At 52.8% G+C, this 18,524-nt stretch carries 24 protein-coding genes; 13 read left to right on the top strand and 11 right to left on the bottom strand.

What is annotated here, in order from left to right; genetic code table 11:
• Nucleotides 1–213: 213 nt before the first annotated feature.
• Entirely contained in the window at nt 214–996 is a 783-nt protein-coding gene (locus KVG91_RS21260; protein WP_128876414.1) for a DUF4253 domain-containing protein, read from the bottom strand.
• A gap of 213 nt (nt 997–1,209) precedes the next feature.
• Between KVG91_RS21260 and KVG91_RS21255 the strand changes: the two genes are divergently transcribed.
• Together KVG91_RS21255 and KVG91_RS27640 are read left to right on the top strand one after the other, a co-directional pair.
• Nucleotides 1,210–1,446: a hypothetical protein gene (locus tag KVG91_RS21255; protein WP_094774137.1), complete on the top strand. Its 237-nt coding sequence runs from the start codon at nt 1,210–1,212 to the stop codon at nt 1,444–1,446.
• A 303-nt stretch (nt 1,447–1,749) separates the two neighbouring features.
• Entirely contained in the window at nt 1,750–1,992 is a 243-nt protein-coding gene (locus KVG91_RS27640) for a hypothetical protein (RefSeq protein WP_225927032.1), read from the top strand.
• 102 nt (nt 1,993–2,094) lie between these two features.
• On the opposite strand, the gene KVG91_RS21245 is transcribed toward KVG91_RS27640, so the two are convergent.
• Complete coding sequence (locus KVG91_RS21245) at nt 2,095–2,394, bottom strand: hypothetical protein (protein WP_056789366.1); 300 nt, start codon at nt 2,392–2,394, stop codon at nt 2,095–2,097.
• Between the two features lie 692 nt (nt 2,395–3,086).
• Nucleotides 3,087–3,584 carry a hypothetical protein gene (locus KVG91_RS21240; protein WP_169374450.1) on the bottom strand — a complete coding sequence of 166 codons (498 nt, stop codon included), beginning with the start codon at nt 3,582–3,584 and terminating at the stop codon, nt 3,087–3,089.
• 177 nt (nt 3,585–3,761) lie between these two features.
• Between KVG91_RS21240 and KVG91_RS21235 the strand changes: the two genes are divergently transcribed.
• From KVG91_RS21235 to KVG91_RS21220, 4 genes are all read left to right on the top strand, one after another.
• Nucleotides 3,762–4,001 carry a hypothetical protein gene (locus KVG91_RS21235; RefSeq protein WP_169374451.1) on the top strand — a complete coding sequence of 80 codons (240 nt, stop codon included), beginning with the start codon at nt 3,762–3,764 and terminating at the stop codon, nt 3,999–4,001.
• A gap of 186 nt (nt 4,002–4,187) precedes the next feature.
• Nucleotides 4,188–4,754, top strand: coding sequence for a DUF6630 family protein (locus KVG91_RS28230; RefSeq protein ID WP_256664813.1), 567 nt, complete (start codon nt 4,188–4,190; stop codon nt 4,752–4,754).
• A gap of 169 nt (nt 4,755–4,923) precedes the next feature.
• Entirely contained in the window at nt 4,924–5,757 is an 834-nt protein-coding gene (locus KVG91_RS21225) for a hypothetical protein (protein WP_169374452.1), read from the top strand.
• A gap of 458 nt (nt 5,758–6,215) precedes the next feature.
• Nucleotides 6,216–6,956 carry an FRG domain-containing protein gene (locus KVG91_RS21220; protein ID WP_169374453.1) on the top strand — a complete coding sequence of 247 codons (741 nt, stop codon included), beginning with the start codon at nt 6,216–6,218 and terminating at the stop codon, nt 6,954–6,956.
• A 119-nt stretch (nt 6,957–7,075) separates the two neighbouring features.
• Here KVG91_RS21220 and KVG91_RS21215 read toward each other — a convergent pair whose 3' ends face one another.
• Both KVG91_RS21215 and KVG91_RS21210 read right to left on the bottom strand, forming a co-directional pair.
• Entirely contained in the window at nt 7,076–7,390 is a 315-nt protein-coding gene (locus tag KVG91_RS21215; RefSeq protein WP_169374454.1) for a hypothetical protein, read from the bottom strand.
• A 131-nt stretch (nt 7,391–7,521) separates the two neighbouring features.
• A complete protein-coding gene (locus KVG91_RS21210) occupies nt 7,522–7,911 on the bottom strand; it encodes a hypothetical protein (RefSeq protein WP_169374455.1) in 390 nt (129 codons plus the stop codon).
• A 185-nt stretch (nt 7,912–8,096) separates the two neighbouring features.
• Between KVG91_RS21210 and KVG91_RS21205 the strand changes: the two genes are divergently transcribed.
• The 3 genes from KVG91_RS21205 to KVG91_RS21195 all read left to right on the top strand — a co-directional run bounded on the left by KVG91_RS21205 (nt 8,097) and on the right by KVG91_RS21195 (nt 10,313).
• A complete protein-coding gene (locus KVG91_RS21205) occupies nt 8,097–8,543 on the top strand; it encodes a GNAT family N-acetyltransferase (protein WP_169374456.1) in 447 nt (148 codons plus the stop codon).
• A gap of 117 nt (nt 8,544–8,660) precedes the next feature.
• Nucleotides 8,661–9,734 carry an NAD(P)/FAD-dependent oxidoreductase gene (locus KVG91_RS21200; RefSeq protein WP_065890167.1) on the top strand — a complete coding sequence of 358 codons (1,074 nt, stop codon included), beginning with the start codon at nt 8,661–8,663 and terminating at the stop codon, nt 9,732–9,734.
• A gap of 249 nt (nt 9,735–9,983) precedes the next feature.
• On the top strand, nt 9,984–10,313 hold the full coding sequence (locus KVG91_RS21195) for a hypothetical protein (RefSeq protein ID WP_169374457.1): 330 nt from the start codon (nt 9,984–9,986) through the stop codon (nt 10,311–10,313).
• Nucleotides 10,314–11,088: 775 nt separating this feature from the next.
• Here the strand turns inward: KVG91_RS21195 and KVG91_RS21190 are convergent.
• The 4 genes from KVG91_RS21190 to KVG91_RS21175 form a co-directional block, all read right to left on the bottom strand.
• A complete protein-coding gene (locus KVG91_RS21190; protein WP_225927072.1) occupies nt 11,089–11,460 on the bottom strand; it encodes a DUF1203 domain-containing protein in 372 nt (123 codons plus the stop codon).
• A gap of 492 nt (nt 11,461–11,952) precedes the next feature.
• The gene (locus KVG91_RS21185; RefSeq protein WP_169374458.1) at nt 11,953–12,573 is read right to left on the bottom strand and encodes a hypothetical protein; all 621 of its coding nucleotides are present in this window, start codon (nt 12,571–12,573) and stop codon (nt 11,953–11,955) included.
• A 201-nt stretch (nt 12,574–12,774) separates the two neighbouring features.
• Nucleotides 12,775–13,059, bottom strand: a complete 285-nt coding sequence (locus KVG91_RS21180; RefSeq protein WP_003191463.1) for a hypothetical protein — start codon at nt 13,057–13,059, stop codon at nt 12,775–12,777.
• A gap of 204 nt (nt 13,060–13,263) precedes the next feature.
• Nucleotides 13,264–13,680, bottom strand: coding sequence for a hypothetical protein (locus KVG91_RS21175; protein ID WP_003191464.1), 417 nt, complete (start codon nt 13,678–13,680; stop codon nt 13,264–13,266).
• Between the two features lie 267 nt (nt 13,681–13,947).
• Between KVG91_RS21175 and KVG91_RS21170 the strand changes: the two genes are divergently transcribed.
• Entirely contained in the window at nt 13,948–14,442 is a 495-nt protein-coding gene (locus KVG91_RS21170; RefSeq protein WP_064053290.1) for a hypothetical protein, read from the top strand.
• A 170-nt stretch (nt 14,443–14,612) separates the two neighbouring features.
• The gene (locus KVG91_RS21165; protein ID WP_056859372.1) at nt 14,613–14,948 is read left to right on the top strand and encodes a hypothetical protein; all 336 of its coding nucleotides are present in this window, start codon (nt 14,613–14,615) and stop codon (nt 14,946–14,948) included.
• A gap of 61 nt (nt 14,949–15,009) precedes the next feature.
• Here the strand turns inward: KVG91_RS21165 and KVG91_RS21160 are convergent, their stop codons facing one another.
• Together KVG91_RS21160 and KVG91_RS21155 are read right to left on the bottom strand one after the other, a co-directional pair.
• Nucleotides 15,010–15,678, bottom strand: coding sequence for a hypothetical protein (locus KVG91_RS21160; RefSeq protein WP_169374459.1), 669 nt, complete (start codon nt 15,676–15,678; stop codon nt 15,010–15,012).
• Nucleotides 15,679–15,934: 256 nt separating this feature from the next.
• Nucleotides 15,935–16,645, bottom strand: a complete 711-nt coding sequence (locus KVG91_RS21155; protein WP_169374460.1) for an SOS response-associated peptidase family protein — start codon at nt 16,643–16,645, stop codon at nt 15,935–15,937.
• Nucleotides 16,646–16,744: 99 nt separating this feature from the next.
• On the opposite strand from KVG91_RS21155, the gene KVG91_RS21150 reads away from it, so the two are divergent.
• Both KVG91_RS21150 and umuC read left to right on the top strand, forming a co-directional pair.
• Nucleotides 16,745–17,176 (top strand): LexA family protein, encoded by a 432-nt coding sequence (locus KVG91_RS21150; RefSeq protein ID WP_169374461.1) that lies wholly within the window; start codon nt 16,745–16,747, stop codon nt 17,174–17,176.
• A complete protein-coding gene (gene umuC, locus KVG91_RS21145) occupies nt 17,163–18,443 on the top strand; it encodes a translesion error-prone DNA polymerase V subunit UmuC (protein ID WP_169374462.1) in 1,281 nt (426 codons plus the stop codon). The genes KVG91_RS21150 and umuC overlap by 14 nt, the downstream gene beginning before the upstream one ends.
• The last annotated feature ends 81 nt before the right edge of the window (nt 18,444–18,524 follow it).

The following is an 18,524-nucleotide window of genomic DNA, read 5'->3' as shown; positions in this document are numbered from 1 at the left end:
CAGGCTTAAACTTGTTCAGAGCTTGGGACGGCTGCTCTCCATATCGACAGCTATCAGACGAAATTGACGTTACGTAGCGGAAAACGAGCAGCGCCAATCATGTGCCTGATTGTAGTGGATGTGTGGATACTGCCCTCCTACGAGGCGGCAAAAAGCTCCAGACCTCTCACAAGCTTTGTTAACTATTCAGCCGAACTTTGGATGCGACGAAGCTCACTCCACGTAACGGAGCCAAAGATGCGTCCGACCGGAGATCGCCTGCGCAACTTTGGAAACACGTCCCTGTAGGTTTTCATCGCTAGTGTTATAGAGCGCACAGAAGTCTTTGGCTACGACGTTAGCAAGTGATGTATCAGGCGGTTCAGCACGAATGAAGCCGATGTAAGAAGCACCTACGCCCATCAACTCATAGCCATGCGCTTCTGAAAAATGACGCGCAACGGCAAAGTTTTTCGCGGGATCCAGATCCGAAGTGAAATAGCCATTCGGAAAAGCCGCGAGTGCCTGGCAGGACTGCTGAACGGGTACCAGGAGCGCTGAAAGAGGCTGCTCTAGAAGAGAGATAGGGTTGTTCTGGTAACCGATCCACTCCTGGAGGGCCTGCTGATCTAGCGTCAAACCATGAGTACAAGCATCCTCGAAAGACGTGGCTGCAACCATGGTCATGAAATTGCGAAGACGGATTGCGAACTCCGCTTTCGTAGTCGGATAGCCTATGTATTCACCATTCTCAAAGCACTCTGGAGGTAAACCCGCTATGTCCTGCTCCGATGCATCGTCCATCCCTAAATTATTGCGCGCATGCCCCGAGGTGTAGCGGGCTTGGTGCAGATCATCGAGCGAGAACAGAGGTTTAAAGCCTGGATGCGCCTCAGCAATCTTACGACGAGCTTCGGTCAGATCGTCAAAGCTGGTAATCCCGCTCACGCCGTACTCATCGCATGTACCTACAGACGGATTATCACGCTTGCCGTTACCGCGAAATTCGATATCCATAAACCGTGGCCTGCTCCATTTTGGTACTGAATTGAGTGAGTAATCCTAAGCGTTTCAGGATCATCATTGAAGGTCTGCCGCCAAGCGACAATAAGTCTTCCTGCCACCACATAGCAGCGCGCTACGCTAACTTTGACGTTCGCACTTCGAGGTAATGTTGACATCCGAAACTGGCCTACCATGCGATTTCTAATCGACTCAGGGAAGAAACTGATGACTACAGATCCGTTATGTCTAGTCTTTGTGCCGGCTCTGGCGGCAGTGCTGCAAGCCGCCGAGGATAAAAAGGGCCAGCCGCTTACCGAGATTGAGGTGTGTGAAATCCGAGACAGATCCACCTGCATCGCTTTGCCTTTTAGCGCAGCCTTGGCAATGGAAGAAGATCGTGGTTATCCAGACATCGTCGCGGAGGACTGCTGGAATGAATGGCAACGTCTACGCTCCCAGTGATTTGCGCCTGTACCAAAACAATGCAGCCCTTCTGTGATCAGACAATCATCCGACTGCAAGCAACCGTTGCTCTCTGTCGGCCACGAGACGCTGGTAGCACTCCGAGTACCTCCCTATCTGCCAAAAGTGAGTCATCCCCTCATGAACGAAGGTTGGCAAAACGACGACTATTTCATCATCTTCACGGAGGATGAAAGCTTAGCTGCCATGAATGCCTAAGGATTTGATCATCATCTTCCGGGGTACACGCTATTAGGTCTAAGAGGATGGGACGACTTTATCGTCATCAACTCTTCCGGAGTAATGTTTACCATTCCGACGCTGCCACTCGATGCGTCCTATGCCGCGCCGTTTGCCCTTCCCCAGCAGATTTCCCTTGAGCCGGACGAGCGTTTCGCTGGCAAGATCAAGTGGTATACGAAGCCCTTAGTCTTTGGGGGCGACCCGGCGGACAAAACAAATTTCGCATGGATCACTCACGAGCAACATGCTGAACTTGTCATCTGGTGGAACGAACAGTACAGGAGCGCCAAAGCACAGAGCTAGTGCAATTTGCCCATAAAGCGGAAATCGCAACACATGCTCAAATGGCGTACTGAGGCACTCACGACTAGCCGAGACCCTATTTTTTACCAGAGCTGCTGGGTGCTATCGATGAGTGTCCGTCTCCTCAGCCGGATAAAACTCGCCTTCCTTCCCCATCTTTTCCAGCCGTTCGCGCACCATCAACTCAACGTTGGCCACAGCAGCGTGATCGCCAGGGTTGACCACCTTCACGCAAAGACGTCTGACATTCTGATCGTGGGTGCCCTCGCTCATCATCTCGTGGGTGAAGACCTGTTCGCCACGCCATAGGCATAGCTGGGTATGAGTCCCGCCGAGCCATATCTCGTTGATTGATCTCAGGTCAGTGGTCGCCAGTTGATCGACGGTGATTGTCTTATCCATTGCACTGTACCTTACCCGTGAGTAGACACAGGTAGACTTACAGGCATAGCGGGTCGTTCCAAGCGTCTGCAGCTCAACCGCGCCAATGGTGGAAAGTACGCCCCGGATCAACGTCGGACAATTGAAGGCGCAAGTACGAACAGACAAGGGGAATCCCGTGACTGACCCGCCTGGTTTTACATGCAGATGGCCGCGCTTGGATAAACCTTAACCCACCCTCCCCTGTCCAATACTGCCCGCTCAATAATCAGCACAGCACGGAAGAAAAGCACTGGCTTCATACGCATTCCGGCACAGTTCACGACGGCGTGCTGCCTATGGAACGACTGACAGCTATCGGCCAGAAGCAGCCGATAGGATTAGACTACATCGAAGTCCTGTCAGAGATTATTTGTATGCTGATTGAGTGCCAAAGGTGCAGCCAAGGTTACGTTCGAGCAATGCGGGTGCGCTCCACAAATATTTTGCTGTGGGTGTGCGAAGAGTGTGAAGCAACGTGGACTAGCCAGGATGAGGTGAGTGCCAGTAATTTTGAAGACTACGGTACGTTAATGGCCGGCATTGGGCGCAGTTGTTTATGGTCAGAATTGGAGCCACAGTGAAAAATTCGTTACCGCTTACTTTTTGTCAAATGTCCGCTTTGGGTCGAAAGCGGCCTCTCGCAGCTGCTAGCCTTCTCCCACATCTGTCATTTAGGCGCTAAAAAGCTCAGCGCAATTCTTGAATCGAGAGGTGAACTCAAGTAGCTCGCGCGTTATCTGATCGGTCGTCCCATATACCCCGTTCTCAGCCAATGAATAGGCATCGTCGAAGTAACCGCATGGACTCAAGATTTCTGGGAAGTCGTAGATTGAGGCTGACCAAGATCGGTACAGCCCCTCCGCTAAAATCCGTCCAAAATCTGGTTCGTTGAGGAGCCTCTTATGTGCCTTGGCGAGCAGACACGGCAAGACCTCAGCGGGGTTTAACGAGGGCGCCCCAATTCGAACCAACTGATCTGCAATCTCGTACCGGTTCGAGTCACTCATGAGTGAAAGCTCTATCAGCTCGTAGGCAGGGTCTTCTTGTGTAGCGATTTGATCATCTGCCCATTGGGCAGCGTCCGATACGCTAAAAATACCTAGCTCTATACCTACCTTCAGGTAAGAGATCTGTTCATTAATGTTCAAGCGCTGAATCATTTTTGACATGTGCATTCCCTGATCATTTGACACGCCACTTTATCCTGAGACAGATCAATCCGTTAGATATCTATTCGGAGATACGCAGAAGCGCGACACCGGCATCTATCGGCCAGAAGCAGCCCTTCCGCAAATCTCCAAACGCGTTTACAAACCAGATACCGGCACAAGTTTAGGCGAGACGTGATGACACTTTCCAAAGGCAATATCATAAAGCTGATCGAGGTTGACCAAACAAAAGTAGTGCTCTCTGATTGGCTGAACTCCCGGGAGGCGGCTCCTGGAGATATCGCGGAGGTGGAAGCGATTTCGATGGGTGAGGCTGGATGTATCGTTCGCTTGCTGTGCGAGCCACATTCAGGATCTCCCGAATGGAGAGCTTCATATTTTGAGGCTGGATTGACCTATGAGGTGCTTCATAGCTAGCCCAATGATGTCCCCTCTTGAATGTCTGTTCAGGGCCGACTTCCACCTATCGCCACAGTCAGCTTGGGGTCGATTGCTGCCACACGTAGTCTGAGTAGATATCAACCCTGACCCTATTCGCCGTCATCGAACCGCTGGGGTAAGCTTCGCGCCAGAGGCTTCACCCACCAAGGAGAATAAACGGCGATGGGCTTGTTCAGTCGATTGTTCGGTGATCGCTTCACACAACCCCCACCCGATGAACCACGGTTGAGCGATGCCGCGATTATGCGTGAGCTTTATCCATTCGGTGCGCAACTGAAAACGTTCACCCAGGCCCTGTTGGCGCGGCTGCCTGAAAAGGAACGTGCGCGTCTCGTGAGAAGGGTGTCGCGCTATTACAACCTAGGTGAAGACCCGGTCACCGCGTTGGTCAGTGGGCTTTTGGACGCTGAGGAAGGCCAGTTACTCAATAATCTGGTTCTCATGGCCGTGGACGTGCACGGCTTCGATGATTTCAAGTACCTGGCACTGAAACTGGTTGAAGCCAGCGGTATTGACCAGGTTTATGCCTACAAGCTGGAAGAGACGACATCACTGATGCAAGTGCTGATCGATTTCGATCAATGGCTGACCGGGTTCGGGAAGCGCTTTCTGCATGTGGATACAGGCGGTGCCGATTATGTGGGTTGCATCATTGAGCAAGATTGCGTCACAAACCTGATCGCGCTGGCTAAGCAGGCTGGCATCGACGCAAGGCTCGATCCCTTTTGAGACAAGTTGGCTGACCGCTATCGACCCAAAGCGGACGCTCGCGGCAGGCAGAAATTGGCGGATTGCTGACTGCGGTGAGGGGCTGTATACGCCCCCCTCAAGCAGGCGTCGCTCGATCCTCTTGGTTACGGAGCGAAACAATCGCACCACTGGAAAAAGTGGAGTACACATGGACAAGAAGGCTAAGAACATACTTTTTAAAACATACTGGGGTAGCAATGGCTGGCTTCCTGCCCCGAAGACGGAACCTCAGGACTTCGCCTATGCAAAAGCTCAGGGCTTGATGTTTGAACCCGCGAGCATCGGCCACGACCAGTGCGTGGGCGAGGTATTGGACATGGTCAAGCGAATCCCCGCAGCCAAGGCCGCCCGCGCATTTGTAGCCAGCCTTTCCACAAGAAGACTGGATTGGCGGTCTGGCGTGGCTTCATATCATCTTGCCTGCCAGATGGCTCTTCATCATTACGCGCCGGCTGTTTGTGGTCACAGCTACCTTCCAGACGGTACGGTCACCGCCACAATTTATACGTGCGCTGTTTGTCGCGATGTGGTGCCCGGCCTCACGGTCGGTGACGATCAATACACAGATGTGAACCTCAATGTCCTCAATTTCGAGCGCATAAAATGGGGCGGCGTCCGCCACGGCAAGTTGATCTATACATGGTTCGACCTCCAAGAACTGTTGCGTGCTGACATCCCCGATCCGAAGGAAGAGGATGTAGCAATTCTCCAGGCAATCCTTGGGATCATCGACCTAAGCCAACCTGGCGACCACGCCGGCACATTGGAAAAACGGCTGACAGCCGTAGTGAAGTCTTCAAAGAACGAGCGGCGGGTGATTATCGACGTCCTTGCACACTTAGACGTGCTCAAGCCAGCGTCTTTCGAACGGCCCATTCACAGCAGAAGCGACTGGTCGGAAGCGGCTGCATGCTGGCGCGGAGAGGACAAGTTCGATCACGAGGCAGTGCGCAAACATTTCGGCAAGTGGCTCCACAGGTGAGGTCAACCAGCATTCGACCTGGGCGCTGTCCATTTTTGGCCGATGGATGTCGGTCGCGAGTGTCCACTATCGGCCAAAAGCAGACTGTTCAGCAATGGCCTAACAACAGGCCTACGTTGAGGCTTGGAGGTTTCTTCGAAATCCGTAGCGCTTCAAAGGGTCGCAATTAACGTCCGTTCAAGGCGGCCATAGCCCTGAGTGAACTGCAATAGCCTGCCTATCAAAAGGCCATTACACTGGAACTCGCCAAACGGAAGCGGAGTCAAGGAACGATGGCAAATCCAATAGACATACCTTTCCACACTGCACGCCAGTTGCTTGACCACTTGTCCCCTCTAAACCCTATTTGGGGTGCTGGAAGATTCATCTTTAGAGGTCAGCCAAGTGATGAGTACAAGCTGACACCATAAGTGTGCAGGCGTGGAACAGGCTCATTCGCCTATGGCTCGCCAAGGAGGATGTTTGATGCCTCAACGGCTGGGCAAGTGGCCTTTGAGCTGGAGATATTGAGGAGATTTCTGATTGGCTGTGATCGCTCAGGGCTAAATGTTCCGGGTTACACCGAACAGTTGAGCGGAACGCTTGCCGATGGTTGGGGGTCGTTCCAAAGTCCACATATCCCTTGGCCGTCTACCCAACTATACGAAATCATGGCCGTAGCTCAACACTACGATGTGCCCACGCGCCTCCTAGACTGGACTGAGAGAAGCTTTGTCGCCTGTTACTTCGCTGCCTCATCGGCAAACCTTGAGATTGATAGCAGAGAGATGCCGAGGCTTGCAATCTGGGCTCTGGACACCACTTATGCGATGCACTGGAAAACAGTGAAGGTGATTAGGACTCCAGGGGGAACGAGCAAAAATCAGGCGGCTCAGTCTGGTTTATTTACCACACATGAGGTTAAAGGATATAACCCAGACGACTTGTATCAGGTAGAAGCGCTAGAGGATGTTGAAGAGATTTACAGCATGACAGGGAGCCACACACCTCTTGTCAAAATGACCTTGCCGATTGAGGAAGCCCCCGCCTTACTAGACCTTTGCTCGCGACTTGGCGTTGATGGCTCAACGCTCTTTCCCGGCTTCCATGGTGTGGCAAAAAGCGTAAGAGATTGGGCTAACGTTGAGGTTGGCGTGAGGCCGTCTCAGTCACTCATTCAGGAATACAATGAAGACGGCTACGATCCAGACTTCCATTAAATAGTAGTCGCCTGCGGGGCATTCGACGTAAAAAACTGAATCGCCCCTGATTTTCTGGACGCCTTCGACTGGCTCCTTTTGGCCGATAACAGCCAGACATAGGATTTAGCCCCATGATTTTACCGGCCAACAATCCTGCGTGCTCTATGACGGCGAGACTGAGACAGCGTTTTGTCCTCGGCGCAATGAGCCAAGAGCTCGGTCAGCGCAATGTCTACAGGAAAACCATCCTCCAGCCATTTAAGCGCCAGTCCCGACCAATATTCGGAATGCGACGTCAAGGCTGTGATCACCAGCGGCTGCAACGCAATGTCGGCAGGTAGCGTATATTTTTTGCTAAGAGCACTTGCCGCATCTGGAAAATCGAGTGCAGCCGTTTCGAAAGGTTTCTCAAGCAACGGTAATAGCCAGACATAGCTGAATTCTTCGTTCATCTTCTCCCCCTATTAATGGTCGTTTTTTTCCCTAGCACTAAGAGGAGAAATCAACCCAGCGGAGAACAGTCGGCACCAATGGCGTCAGTATCCGGCTGCGCCGAAAACAGATTTTCTACAAGGCTCAAGGTTTATTTTCCTTGGGCTTGTGAGTCCAGGCGTCCAAGGCCGTAGTAATTCATGAATTCGCGCATAGTCGGTGAAAGTGTCTCTTGCGAAGCAATCTGCCAGAATTTTCTTTCCCCGAGAACTGGCTCAAACCGTTTGATGAGTTCTTGCGCCGTATTGTGATGGCCAGCACGCAGCCAGTGCCTGAACACGCATTCGTTTTTCTGCCTAGGTAGCTGTGCCGCTTGGAGTAGTCTGAGTGAGTACCGAAAGTTCAGTGGCCACAGTTGCTTTAAAAAATCGAGTCTCTCAGCGATTGGAAGGCCCACTAACCATTGCCTCACATCCTTATCCACCTGAGCATTACCAGATCGCAACGCCACCTGCTCGGGTGTGAAACGAGAGTCGTCCATGGTGTGCGAGGCCTAAAAACATAAGGGAAGGTCACATTCTGTCGTATGCATAGGAATAACGGGCAGCTTATTTTTGCTCCTCTTGTCTGCTATTGGCCGGTGTCTGCCATTCGCATCGCTCATAGCAAGCGCCCAGCGCACCCTCGATCAGCCAAAAAGGAATCACACCGAATCAGGGACGATGAATGAAACCATTCGAAATTCAACACATTACGTATCTGCCGGCGGAAGTTCTTACTTTGGAGAAAGAGGCAATTGCAGAAGGGTTCAGATTTCTGACGCGTCTGATTTCGGAATGGCATTCAGGAAAGAATCGCTTCAACGCGCCCGGTGAATGTCTCATGGCTGCGTATTTGAACCAGCAAGGGATAGGAATCGGAGGGCTATCAGTTGATCCCTATAATCAGCCCAATACCGCAAGGCTACGGCGAGTGTACGTGGCGCCTGCGGCAAGAAATCAACATGTCGGTCACGCGCTGGTGAAGGCGTTGGTTGCACACGCCGCTCTTCACTTTCAGAAGGTGCGTCTTTCCACCGATACTTTTGCAGGCGATGCGTTTTACCTGCGCTGCGGCTTCATGCGAACAGAAGATGTCCATGCCACCCACCTCATGGAGCTGCTCAACCCCTGACCCGCCGGCTTTCGGCCAGGAGCAAACACTCAAAAAGCGTGCTGAACGATCAGGCTGTCATGTCATGAAATCATCCCGCTGTCGTACCATCCGCACATCGACAGAGCGGAGGTTGATATGGGAAATGGTCAGGGCAAACGAGTCGTTGTCATTGGTGCAGGCATCGTTGGCGCGTCATTGGCGTATCACTTGGCAGGTAAAGGCGCGAATGTCACCTTGGTAGAGGCTGAAGATATAGCTTCGGGAGTAACGGGCGCCTCATTCGCTTGGCTCAATACCTCACCCCCCGACCCTGACCCAATTGCGCAACTTCGCGGTTCTGCCATCAGGGAGTACCGCCTACTCGAAACGCAGCTGCCTGGTCTGGAGATACGATGGACAGGTGCCTTGTCTTACAGCGTGACGGCGATTGGAGCGCTGCCGATCTCAGGTCATCAAGCTTTGGCAAAGCTGGTGTCTCGATCGCAGATTCTAGACCTGGAACCAAATCTCAAAAACCCTCCGCTGTCTGCGATATATGCGGCTGAAGAAGGAGCGCTGGACGCAGTGGCGGCTACGTATGCGTTGATCGCAGGTGCTCAGGCGCATGGGGCGCGGATTCTCACTCAGACGCGAGTGCTCGGTTTTGTAACCCAGAGTGCAACGGTGACCGGAGTGAAAACAACAATGGGCATCATCGATGCCGATATTGTCGTACTGGCAGCCGGAACAGGCATCACGAAGCTGACAGACATGCTTGGAGTGTCCCTGCCAATAGAGGCCTCGCCTGCTGTTTTCATCCGTTACAAGTCACAACCCAACCTCGTGCACACCCTCATCTCCAGCCCTGAAATGGAAGTCAGGCAAGGTTCGGATGGTGCGTTGCTGGCGGCAGAAGATTACCTAGGCGACGCCATGGAAAATCAGCCGGCAGCGATAGCGCTTCGAACGGCCAAGACAATTCAGGATGAACTCCATGGTGTTGTTTCCATACATCCGGAACAGGCTAGCGTCGGACTCAGGCCCATGCCTGCCGATGGCATCCCCATCATTGGCTATCTACCAAAAGTGGATGGCGTCTACGTTTGTGCAATGCACCCTGGCGTTACGTTGGCGGCGATAGTAGGACGCCTGGCCAGCGAAGAGATTATCGATGACAAGGCGTCCAGTGCCCTTTGCTCATGCCGGCCCGACCGTTTTTTTCAAGCGTAGGGGATTCTCTTGTGGGGCAGCAATCGGCCAATGGCTGCCGGAGTCAGCCGTTGCTTAGCTCATGATGTGAGTCGCATGGGCGTCTTCAGTTCGAAAGCAGCCAGCCCGTGATTGAGGAATCAAGCTAGGCTTAAGCAAGCCTCGCTATGAAGGATGAAAATCCTCGAAATAGGAGTTTCCACCGGCGAAACGTTAAAGGAAAGAAAATAGCCAGCGCTCCTATCACCATCAGAACTTCAGGAATAACCGATGCAACATCTGATCCTTCATTTCACTCATTCCATCGAGGACATTGTACCGTGGTGCAACGTTATTGAAGAACTCAAGCCACAGCTTGCTCGGAGTGGCGTAGGTCAATTCGATAGCGATGACATGGCAATCGATGGCGGCGACTGTGAGGCTATATTTCGAGGCTTGGATGCAGAACAGCTATTGGCCGTCATCCTTCCGCTTATCCAAAACCTGGATTTTCTACAAAAGCCAACAACTAAAGTGGAGCTTATCTTCGGAGAGCTTGGCAGTTCTTCTGAGCGGCAAATTTTCAGCTTAGCTGACACTAAGTGGGTACCGTCTGCTTAGGGTCGAAAGTCGTCAATCGCGAAGCGCAGCTATTGGCCGGGAGCTGCGGTACGCAACTGAAAGCTTCCGGCCCAAAAAAAAGCGGCTCCGAATCGCCGAATGAAGGCTAAGAAACCTGATCACCTATCACTATGATGGGTGCTCCGAAGGTTACATCAGATAGCCGAGTAGCCTCAGCTAATGCCCGTAAGGGGCAGGCAAATCGAAAAGTGTCAGTGGATTCAGTGGGCGGCATTGCAGCTCATACCCCCTCAAGGCCTGGCGTGAATCGCGATGAACGTCTGACCAGTCGTACGCGAAGAACCCACGTTTGGCAAATTCAACGAAAGCGTTTACGCCAGCCCTGGCAGTGACCCGATCTACATCGGACACCTCCGGCAATGAAAGGACAAATTCTTCGGAGTTTTCGACGGAGGGCATTGCTGAATCAGGAACCGGCCCCGGCCCCCCCGTAGTGAAGAGCGCAACCTGCCCGACGGCGTCGGTGGCGACCCATCCAACACCAAAGTCCTGGAGAACGAAGGGAGCCACCATTTGCACCTACTTTATAAAAAGGGACGAGTTGATTTCCTAACTCTACTTGCCAGCCCAGAGTGTGTAAAAGCGCGTCGGCAAACTCTTAAAGCGGGAAGAAATTCGACGAGTTCATTGCCCCAGCTTTAAACATCCGGTTCTGGCCGATTACTGCCCGCTACGACAGGCAGAAATCGGCCAATAGCGGAAAGTTGGTGACCAGAAAAGTCGAAAGAGGAACGAGCCACCGAGACTGCGGCGACTACGCCCTATCTATTCGCCCGGAGTAGCAACCCTGCTTGGCATTGTGAACGTGAATGTAACTAACCCCTGGATCAGCAAACATCCGAGTAACAACAGGTTCTATCGCTATTCCATCTACGACGTCGGCATTGAGCATCATCCCATCATCAGTGAATGCACGAAGTGATAGCAGACGGATTCGCATAGACTCGGGTATCTGATCGACTGCGTCATAAGCTTGCGTAGCCCACTCCCTTATGAAGATCGCATGTGAGGCACGGTATGGCGTCTCGGCTGGCTGAGAGAGATGGTTGAGTAAAAGCACACTCTGACCTAGCTCTGCATCCTTTATTTCGATACGGTCAGGAAAGCCTGGGTTGCTGTCGACCATGTAACGCTTTATCCCGAGAGATGCTAGCTCTTGGTCGGGCAATCCAAACAGTGACTGGAATGGCTCGGGGGAAAGGCCAGTTATACGAAACGCCATGGTTAAACTCCTATTAGTTGGAGTCGTATCAGGCTGGAATTCGTCCAGCACTTACTATCCGTTTCTTGCTGCCTTATTCAAGCTGACCGAGACCGACTGCTTAGGGTCGAAAGCGCGCAGTCGTATGCAAACGCAGACATGCCCTTTCGAGCAGTCAATTGAGTTGAACAGACCGAGATATGAAATGGTTGCGGTGCTCTCCGGTAAGCGCACCAGCGGCTCTACATCGGTAGTGGTCGAACGTCGGTCGCCCCAGATGGCATTCGAAACCAGCCTCTTCAAGGGCGGCTTTCGAGAGCCGAGCCGCCGGGGGGCTCGGCCCTTCGGGCATTCATCCTTCACACCTACGGGCTTCGGCATGCGCGCACCGCTTGCGATGGAACGCGCCAGTCCTCGTTAATCTGTAACCTGCGGGCAAGGGTTAAAAACCTCGGTTACGTCGAGTGTTGTATGCCACGGGATGGCAGTGCCTGACACCATTCCGCCTACGGTTTGCTTTCGACCCGACTTGCGCACATATCCGCCATCCGTCCCAGTGAAGACGTGCTGCCCTGGCTTCGTCAGATAATCAAAGAAACTGACTTTCACAGGCACATTCATTTGCCCACCCGGCGTAATGACGGCGAGCATGATCGCTCGGTCTTTGGTGAATACAACGAACGGTTCGACTCCAGTGCGACCACCAACTGTCTTCACGCACTGCACTTGTTCTGGGAGGATGCGTGCGGTTTCAGTGTAGGTGTGGTTGTTGTAGAGGCTGAGGATCACGCCTTTGCTGGTCAACACTCCCAGGCCTTGAGTGGCCCTGCAGCTGCCTTCGCTTCCATATGGGAACAAGCACCAGTTAGTTTCCGATACGGCTTGAATATCCGATGGTGCAATTTTCAGATCGCGCTGGATTTGGGCTTTTGATTCCGGCGTGTCGTAAGGGATCATGACGCATCCGCCGACTGTCACTGCTGCGATGAGGCCTATGGCCGCAGCTACGTTTTGAACTGATGATTTGAAGGTGTTCATTGTTCGCTCTCCTTGCTGTATTACCACCACTGGAGGGCTGTGGCGATTTTGGTAGCGAACCTTACGGCATGGGCGGCAAGCAGTCATCCTCGTGCTGATAGCTGGATCGGTAGATGACTTGATTGGACGCTTACCTATTTCTGACCGATTGCTGCACCCTGGCAAAATCGTACGCAATACCTTGCTTAAAGAGCCAGCAACTCAACGCTCGAGCCTGTCGTCACTCTCCTCCGACATTTTGGTACTCGCTTTCATCGCAGATAGCGTCGGCTTGGCAGCAGCGATGACAAGGCGCCATTGAGGGAGCGCAATTGCCGCAGCGTCGTTCTCTATGAGTTCAGGTGTTGCTTCGCAAAAATCCTCGATGGCTGCGCTTACATTTACCAAAAAAACGCTCTGCATTGGAGTGAACCCCTGATCGACGAAGTATCCTTTTGGCGACGGAGTTGGCACCCAATCTTCCCATGAATTGATTAACTCATTCATACCACACCGAGGTGGCTCATTCTCGCACTCGATCAGCCACTCAAGTAGCTCGACAATTCGATTTCGTATTCGTTGGTAGACAAGCTGTCTGGTCATAATTTCACGTCTGGTTGAATCGTCATCCGCCCCAAATGAGGACAATTTTAGCCTTAGTCCAGTGCCTGCGCCTGGTCAAAAACGGGCCTAACCTATGAGGCCGTCAGCTCAGTTGAACAGGCCGAGATATGTGATGGTTGCAGTGCTCTCCGGCAAGCGCACCAGCGGCTCTACTTGGGTAGAAGTCGAACGACGGTCACCCCAGATGGCATTCGAACCCACCATTATAAAATGCGTGAACTCTCCTACCCTAGAGCTGACCAACACTCTCTCGGACTGACTGCGGATTTGCGCTATGACGTCTTGTGGGGTGCCGGCAAGCTCAACGAAATCTGAATCCATAGAGAACCCCAGCTCCTCCGCTAGACGCCAGGTTGGATTGCGGTCTTCCCACGAAATGTACTCGGCTTCGCTTACGCTTTCAGGGGGCTCTGGCTCCCACTGCTCAAACACAAATTTCTTCGCCTCGGATTCAGTGGCAAAATTGGCACCGAAGAGATGGAAGGGCCAGCAGCCATCTTGCATGACACGATCTCGATTGTTGATGAGTCGTCAGGATCGTAACTGATTACAATCGGAGGAGCAGCTTGTCAGGGAAGCCCGACGGGAAAAGATGCTCACAATCCGACCTCGTCCTCATCGTTGTACCAAGGTTGAAATCTGCGCGTCCGTCCAGGTGCAATATAGGCTGCCCTTCAAGCGTCCGAGAGTAGTGATCTGACGCGTAGGGTGATATCACTGGAGTATCATCATTCTCTGTGACACCGCCGCACTGCATTGAAGGACTTCGCGATGCATCAAGTTATCAGCGCCGCTTACTACCGACCTGGATTCGCCAGGAGCGCTTGCGCATGGTTAATGATTGACGGCATTGGAATTGAGCAATGGCTGTCCACTCATCTCGAATGGTCAGACGTCGCAAGCCTTGGTCTTTCTCTGATCTGGCTTATCGACGAAGACGAAGACGCTCTTGCGAACCGTCGCATCATCCCGGCGGAGGATGGAAGCTCCACAATCGTGCCGTTGCTGGTCTGTAGCGATGACATGAATTTCGACTGTATCGTCTTGGTCGCTGAGCAGGTAATCGAGGCTGACACCGTACACTGGCTGCGCTTCGGTCGAAGTATTTCGGACAAACTGGAAGTTGGAATCTCGACAAAATGGATCGCCGAGAGCAAGCCGGTAAGCTTCGCATTGGAGGCCTTCCAAAACGCATTGGAGCAGTTCACTCAGTTGTCGAAGACGAAGCCAGACAACCATTGCGATGCCCCCTTAAGCCCTCAATAGCCTAGCTTACGTTGCATCATTTTTATCGCTATCAGGCCCACTACCACGTTGAAATGTTGCGAGCACGTAGCCCGAATTCACAGTGGGTATACATGCTTCCAGAGGACACGCTGGAGCAGCCATCCTAGTAGAATTCGTCGAGCTGATTACCGCCCCCTTTGAGATGTTCTATGAGCTCTGAATTAACTGAAGAAGAAATGCGTCGTGCCCTATTCGGTACGCCTCAGCCCGAAGACCAGGTGTCTGCGCCTCAAGTACAGGAGCCTGAGCCAGAAATGGTACCTACAAAGCCAGCAGAAGCTCCCCAAGTGAAGAAGAACGTGGCGAAAGCATTTACGCCAAGGCTGAGGGTCACGTTACGTGTTGGAAACGAGTTTGAAGGGAAAATGATCGAATTGATTCACGAGGCTGATACGTTGAGCTCGTTGCTTGCTGAGCAAGAGGCTGTGAAGGCTGCTAGGAAGAAGTACAAGTACGTGGATGTCGTATCGGTTAAATCGATGTAGACGACGCAACTGGGCCGATGAGCTCTCTATCTCTAACGAGCGCCCCCCTTGGCTCTGCTCTCTATCTGCATCCACTCGGTGGCGTTGTCGACGAACAGCCCGTCACTTGTGGGTAAGTCTGGCAAACAAGCATAATTTTATTTTTGGGCTCAAAGCCATGATCAATCATGCAGCGTTGCACTTCTGCAGTGCGCCCGATGCTGGCGACGTCCAGATTCGACCCAAGTGGTTTCGCATAGCCGCACGCATACATCACTGGCAGGGCTTCACTATCATTGGCTACCTCGAATTCGAAATGGCGTGATGCTCCCGCTTTACGCCATGAGACCTGCATACGTTCATCCCGACCAGAATTAGGCTTGATTGGATGAAATGCTTCATCTTCTACAAACGGAAACGCTTCGAGCTGCGACAAACTGAGCGGACGACCCTGCCTTTTTTCGACGCAGGCTGGCATATTCTCCATTATTTCACAGTATTCAAAGCCGTCCTTGCGGGTGAAACCGAGGCGCTGCATACATTGAAAGTGAATTATCTGTTCGTTTATTGGGAAATGGTTTTGTGGCCCTGCCACAGGGTCGCCACATTCTGCCATTGCGGCTCTTACACCATCTACAGAGGTCGAAGTGCGTTCCCATCGGGTGAATTCCGGTGATGGGGGGCAGCCGGTGAGTAAAAGTACCGATGAGATCAGGACTGGGATGGTAATGACCTGAGATTTGCTGAACATATTTTGTCCTTAATTTATGCCATGCCACCCGAATGGTGTCCAACTCTTCGGGGCGAATAATCCCACCATATGGCTCCTACAGTACCAGCCGCTGCCTGGGCGGTCTCAGGTATGCCGGGTGTCAAAACTGGTGATTGATCTAAGCGATGTCCGTTCTTGATGAAAGCTGACGGGAACTACTCATGGACAGGCAGGACAACGCTCCAGTTGCCGTCCATCAACATCTACAGCCAACGGGATGTACGACTCAGGTTGATCATTCATCGACGTCTGACGCCCCTGAGAGCGGCTTAACCAATTCTGGGCCCTGATTACGAACACTACCCACAGCCTTGCTTACCTTATACCAATGAAAATCGGTAGCAGGCCGGCAGTGTTCCATCGCGATTTCACGCGCGCGTTCAGGTGAAGTATCTGAGGCGATCCATTCCCGCGCGTGCTCCGGGGCGAAAACCAGCGGTTTCCGATCATGAATATCTACCATCCCTTGATCGCTGGCGGCGGTGATGATGACGAAGCCGTCGCTAGGGTCTGGCTCCAGGCCTTGGTGAACCTCAGCTAACCCAGCGAAGAACATCGGAGCCTGCTCCTTCAGGGTTATGAAGTAAGGCTGTTTTTTCTTTGGATCAGCCGGATCGTTGACCCACTCAAACCACCCGTTTGCCGGTGCAAGTACACGACCGCTTGGCCAGAGCTGATTGAAAAACTTCCCAGTCATGACTGTTTCAACCCTGGCGTTTATCGGGTCAGGACGCTTTCCTTTCGCCCAAAATGGTGACCATCCCCATTTCACCTTATCTACGCTTAATTGGTCGTCCACAGGCCGAATGATCTCCACACGCGTCGAGGGTGCGACGTTGTATCGCTCTACTGGCCAAAGATCGTAGCCGCTGATCACCAACTGCTCTGGCGCGAGCTCCTTCAGGTAGTGATCCATCGATTCGTAGATCGAGTAGCGTCCGCACATGCTGTCACCCGTCGAATAGTGATGCTTATGAGATTGACCACAAGCGAAGCAAATCGTTAACTGTATATACGTACAGTCTACCAATCTAAGGCTTGCATCATGAGCGTCACCATCCTCGGCCCTCTCGCTACTGGCGGTAAAAAGCTGCCCCTTTATTCATCCAGGGTACCGGCGGGCTTCCCCTCCCCTGCGGCTGATCACATCGAAAAGCACATTTCCCTCGATGAGCTATTCGATATCCGCGCGCCGCACGTGTACTTGGTGAGGATTGACGGAGATAGCATGCAGGGCGCCGGAATCTATTCAGGGGATCTGGTGGTTGTTGATCGAAGCATCGATGCGGTCAGTGGCGATATCGTCATCGCCGCGCTGAACTCGGAGCCTTTCTGCAAGCGCCTGCTTCTGCGTGAGAACGCCGTACTCCTCCTGTCGGAGAATCCGAAATATCCGGTAAGACATGTCATGGAGGGCGATGAGCTGGTGATCTGGGGTGTGGTGAAATACAGCGTGCGCGATCATGACAACACTTGAGCCTGTCTTCGCCCTGATTGACTGCAACTCGTTTTACGCGAGCTGCGAGCGAGTGTTCAGACCCGACCTAGCCAAGACACCCATCGTGGTGCTGTCCAACAACGACGGCTGTGTGATTGCGCGCAGCTACGACGCCAAACCTTTTGTGAGAATGGGCCAGCCATACTTCCAGATCAAAGACCATCTACGCCGGCATGGAATCGTGGCCTTCAGCAGTAATTACGCGCTCTATGGCGACATGAGTGAGCGCGTCATGACGATCATCGAATCGATGGTGCCAGCGTTAGAGGTTTACAGCATTGATGAGGCGTTCGCCGATCTCACGGGCCTCCCAGGTGATGTGTCTGCTTTTGGGCGACATGTGCGCTCCACTCTTCTCAAGCGCACGGGAATTCCAGTCGGGGTGGGTATTGCCCGCACCAAGACCCTAGCGAAGCTCGCAAATCATACCGCCAAAAGGCTGCTGGATATCACCGGTGGTGTGGTCGATCTCTGCGATCCGTTCAAACGGGATTGGACGCTGCGCAACACTGATGTCGGTGAGGTGTGGGGAATCGGGAGGCGCATGAAAGCTCACTTTGAAGTGATGGGCATCAAGACGGCCATGGATTTGGCGAAAGCCGACCCTGCGATGCTTCGCCAGAAATTCAGCGTGGTGGTCGAAAAGACGGGACGCGAACTCGCCGGTACTCCCTGTCTCGAACTAGGTGACGCTGACCCACCCAAACAGGAAATCTGCTGCAGCCGGATGTTTGGAACCCGGCTCGCACAGATAGAACCTATCAAGGAGGCAGTGGCTACTTACACTCAGCGAGCAGCGGAAAATCTCAGAGCGCAAAACTCGCTGTGCAAGAAGATCCGCGTCAGCATTAGGACGGGCATGTTCAATCCTGAAGAGGCGAAGTATGCGAACGGCGCACTTGTCGAACTACCCTACCCGACAAACGATGTTCGACTCATGACCAAGGCTGCGACCGAAGCGGTCAATCGCCTCTTCCGACCGGGCTTCAAGTACAGCAAGGCGGAGGTTCTCTTGATGGATTTGCGACAGCCCGGTGAATTCACGGACGACCTGTTTGCACATTCCCAGCCTGTTACGGCGGACAAGGTGATGACCGTCCTGGATGAGATCAATGGCCGCTGGGGAAAGGGAGTGCTGCGTTTAGCCAGCGTGCCTGCGGCTCCCAGTTGGGCAATGCGTCGGGAGCTGATGAGTCAGAGCTACACGACGAAGGTAGATCAGTTGTGGACGGTCAAGGCTAAATGATACGCACGATTCATCTATGCCCTTCAGCGAAGGCATGAGCAAAACCGATATTAAGGCGCTTCACAGCATGTAAATCCATTA

This window comes from Pseudomonas azadiae (assembly GCF_019145355.1).
Lineage (GTDB): Bacteria > Pseudomonadota > Gammaproteobacteria > Pseudomonadales > Pseudomonadaceae > Aquipseudomonas > Aquipseudomonas azadiae.
The sequence above is the reverse complement of the archived record's forward strand: the minus strand, read 5'-3'. Positions and strand labels throughout refer to the sequence as shown.